This window comes from Xanthomonas populi (genome assembly GCF_002940065.1).
Lineage (GTDB): Bacteria > Pseudomonadota > Gammaproteobacteria > Xanthomonadales > Xanthomonadaceae > Xanthomonas > Xanthomonas populi.
Map to the genome: position 1 here is coordinate 1 of NZ_MDEJ01000217.1, position 3,761 is coordinate 3,761.

General features: G+C 64.4%; 2 protein-coding genes and 1 pseudogene. All 3 read left to right on the forward strand.

What is annotated here, in order from left to right:
- Positions 1-261: 261 nt before the first annotated feature.
- The gene (gene rsgA / locus XpopCFBP1817_RS19880) at positions 262-1,353 is read left to right on the forward strand and encodes a ribosome small subunit-dependent GTPase A (protein ID WP_128418397.1); all 1,092 of its coding nucleotides are present in this window, start codon (positions 262-264) and stop codon (positions 1,351-1,353) included.
- A gap of 1 nt (position 1,354) precedes the next feature.
- Positions 1,355-2,621: pseudogene (locus tag XpopCFBP1817_RS19885) on the forward strand (flavohemoglobin expression-modulating QEGLA motif protein).
- 239 nt (positions 2,622-2,860) lie between these two features.
- Positions 2,861-3,541, forward strand: coding sequence for a type 1 glutamine amidotransferase domain-containing protein (locus tag XpopCFBP1817_RS19890; RefSeq protein WP_128418398.1), 681 nt, complete (start codon positions 2,861-2,863; stop codon positions 3,539-3,541).
- Positions 3,542-3,761 lie beyond the last annotated feature (220 nt).

Below are 3,761 nucleotides of genomic sequence, written 5' to 3' on the forward strand. Positions count from 1 at the left end.
GAAGCTCGACGTCATGTTCCTCGGATTCCTGAGCTTCGTCCTGATCGTTGAAGGGCTTCGTATGTGTTAACAGGCCCTAAAAAAGCCCCGCTTACGCGGGGCTTTTTTTGACCACCTGAGGCCACTAAGAATGTTGTGGCATTCCACCGTGCTGGAGCATGAGGGGCTTTTTTGTTTGCCTCTACAGGCTTGCCGCGCAGATCGACATTAGTATCGGGGTAGGTTGGGTAGCGCTGCCGGGATTCAGACTAGAATTTCCCCATGAACACGCCTTCCCCCGATTACCTCACCCTCCAATCCATCGGCTGGCCCTGGCCTGGCCCTCCTGAGGACATAGCCTGGCAGGCGGTCTTTGCCGCGCATCCGCAGGCGGTGCCGGCGCGGGTGGTGGAGCAGCACCGCACCGGCTATGTGGTGGCCGATACGCCGGAGGCCAGTCTCAAAGCGGAGTCGTTGCCGGAGTGGCAGCGGCCGCGGTTTCCCAGCCATGAGCGGGCGGCGGTGGGCGATTGGGTGCTGATGGAGGGCAAGCGCATCGTGGCCTTGCTGCCGCGGCGCACCTCGATCAAGCGCGGCGCGGCCGGCGAGCATTACCACCAGCAGGTGATCGCGGCCAATATCGATACGGTGTTCATCGTGTGCGGGCTGGATGCGGACTTCAATCCGCGCCGCATCGAGCGCTATCTGCTGCTGGTCGGCGGCGGCGGTGCCGAGCCGGTGGTGGTGCTGACCAAGGCCGATCAGACCGAATACGCTGAGGATGCGTTGGCGGTGCTGGAGGAACTGGAAGCGCAGAACATCGCGTTGCGCGCGATCAATGCCAAGGATCCTGAGAGCGTGGCTGCGCTGCGGCCGTGGCTGGGCGATGGCCGCACCGCAGTGCTGGTGGGCTCGTCGGGGGCCGGCAAGTCGACGCTGACCAACACCTTGCTCGGCACGCAGAAGATGAAGACCAATGCGGTGCGCGAGAACGATTCGCGCGGCCGGCATACCACCACGCATCGTGCGTTGATTCCGTTGCCGTCCGGTGCCTGCCTGATCGATACGCCCGGCATGCGCGAGCTCAAGCCCACCGGCGAAGAAGACTTGGCCGAGGGTGGTTTCTCGGATGTGGAGGCGCTGGCGGCGCAGTGCCGCTTCAACGATTGCGCGCATATCGCCGAGCCCGGCTGCGCGGTACGTGCGGCGATCGAGGCCGATAGGCTGGATCCGGAGCGGGTTGCCAATTACATGAAGCTGCGCGTGGAAGTGGCCGCCGCGGCCGAAAAGCTCGCTACGCGGCTCGCGCAGAACAACCGGGGCAAGGGCTCGGGCCGGCGGCCTGCCAGCGTCGATCGCACCGGGCGCCGCTGAGATGCCGCTGCGCAAGGCGCCGCCGGACATCGTCCACCACGCGGCGCTGGATGTGCGCCTGGTCAAGGCGGTGCGCGGCGTGCGTCTGTTGGCCCTGGCAAGCTGGCCGCGCTCGCTGCAGGAGCCGTTTCTGCAGGGCGTGGCGCGTGGTCAGCCGGCGCTGCCGCAGGTGGAGTATCCGGCGCTGGACTTCGGCGATACCCGGCGCGAGCTCGCGGCGATCGCAAAAGCCGCCGATCCGCACCATCCGCTGGGCGCGTATCTGATCGACTCGGCGCATAGCTGGGGCCTGGCTGCCGGCCTGCTGGAATCGCTGGGCACCACCGCGGTTAGCGATTACTCGGCACAACTGTTCGGTGTGCCCGACGACCCGATGCCGGGCAACGGCCCGACCACGCGCGAGGCGGCGCGGCATTTCATCCAGATTGCGCAGGAACTGGACCGTGAACTGCTCGCGCCGGAAGAACGGGTGCCGGTTTCGGCGACGGCATTACGTATGCAGTTGCAGAACGATCTGGATGCGTTCTTCGAAGGCCGCGTCATCACGGTCACGCTGGACCCCGATTTGCTCGCCAAGGCAGCCGCCGGTGCGCACCGCATCCGCCTACGCACTGGCGCCACCTTCAGCGATTACGACCGCGCACAGTTGTTCCATCACGAAGCCCTGGTGCATTCGCTCACCGCGCTCAACGGGCGCGCGCAGGTGCATCTGCCCAGCCTGGGTATCTCTTCGCCGCGCACGACGGCAACCCAGGAAGGGCTGGCGACCTTTGCCGAGCAGATCACCGGCAGCATCGACATCGAGCGCATGAAGCGCATCAGCCTGCGCATCGAGGCGATCGCGCTGGCGCGCTCGGGCGCAGATTTCATCGAGATATTTCGTTATTTCACCGACGGCGGGCAGAGCGCGGTAGAAAGTTTTTCCTCGGCGCAGCGTGTGTTCCGCGGCGTGCCCACCTGCGGGGGGGGGGGGCGCCTTCACCAAGGACACCGTGTATCTGCGTGGCCTGGTGGCGGTGCATACGTTCTTCCGGCACTCCTTGCAGCGCGACCAGCTGCAACTGTGCCGGTATCTGTTCGCCGGCAAGATGGCGCTGGGCGATGTGGCGCGCTTTGCGCCCTTTTTCGACAGCGGCGTCTTGGTCGCGCCGCGCTGGTTGCCGCCGTGGGTGAGCCGGGTCAGCGGGCTGGCGGGCATGCTGGCGTTTTCGTTGTTCGCCAATCGCATCCGCATGGATCAGCTGCAGCCGCCTGCAATGAATGTGTGAGCGTCTCTGCAATAGGCGACGAACAGGCGCCGAGTAAGCGCAACCACGTGCCGCGATGCAGTGGTTACGCCCCATATGCCAATGCCTCGCGCCGCTGACGCCGCCTGTGATCGAGTAGCGCCGTTGAACAATTGCACTGAACCGTATGCATCGCGCCGACGCGTTCTCCACGATCTTGCAACGGGCTGAGCCTGACACTGATCGCTTCGCCCGAGATGGGCAACGACACGAGGCTTGCAATGAAAATTCTGATGGTGCTCACCTCCCACGACCAACTGGGCAATACGGGCGAGAAGACCGGCTTCTGGCTGGAAGAGTTCGCCGCGCCGTATTACGTGTTCAAGGACGCTGGCGCGGACATCACTCTGGTTTCGCCCAAGGGCGGCCAGCCGCCGCTGGACCCAAAGAGCGACGAGCCTGACGCGCAGACCGATTCCACCAAGCGCTTCAAGCAGGATTCCGACGCGCAGCAGGCATTGGCCAGTACGCACCGCCTGGCGGACGTAAACGCCGAAGACTTCGATGCAGTGTTTTATTCCGGTGGCCATGGACCGTTGTGGGATCTGGCCGAAGATGCGCAGTCGATCGCATTGATCGAAGCCTTCGCCGCTGCCGATAAGCCGCACGCTCTGGTCTGCCACGCGCCGGGCGTACTGCGTCGGGTCAAGGGCCGCGATGGCAAGCCGTTGGTGGATGGCCGCCGCGTCACCGGTTTCACCAATGGCGAAGAAGAGGCCGTCGGCCTGACCAAGATCGTGCCGTTCCTGGTCGAAGACGTGCTGAGCGAACTTGGCGGCCGCTACGAAAAGGGCGCCGATTGGGGCGTGCATGTGGTGACCGATGGCACGCTGGTGACGGGGCAGAATCCTGCGTCGTCCGAGAAGGCGGCTGAGGCGTTGCTTGGGCTGTTGAAACGCTGATTTTGCGGTTGTCGTGTGCTCATGCATCGACGACCACCGCAGGACGCCGCGCCTTCCGAGTTGATCGTGTGCTTTCAGAACGCTGCGTCATCCGACAACCCGACGCAATTCAGTGCTCGCAACCATGCACACCGACCATCCGGACTCTGAGGTTTCCCCACGTTTTCCCGAGATAGATCAGCTGGTTGCACCCGGATCGTGTAGAAACAAGTGCGCGCAT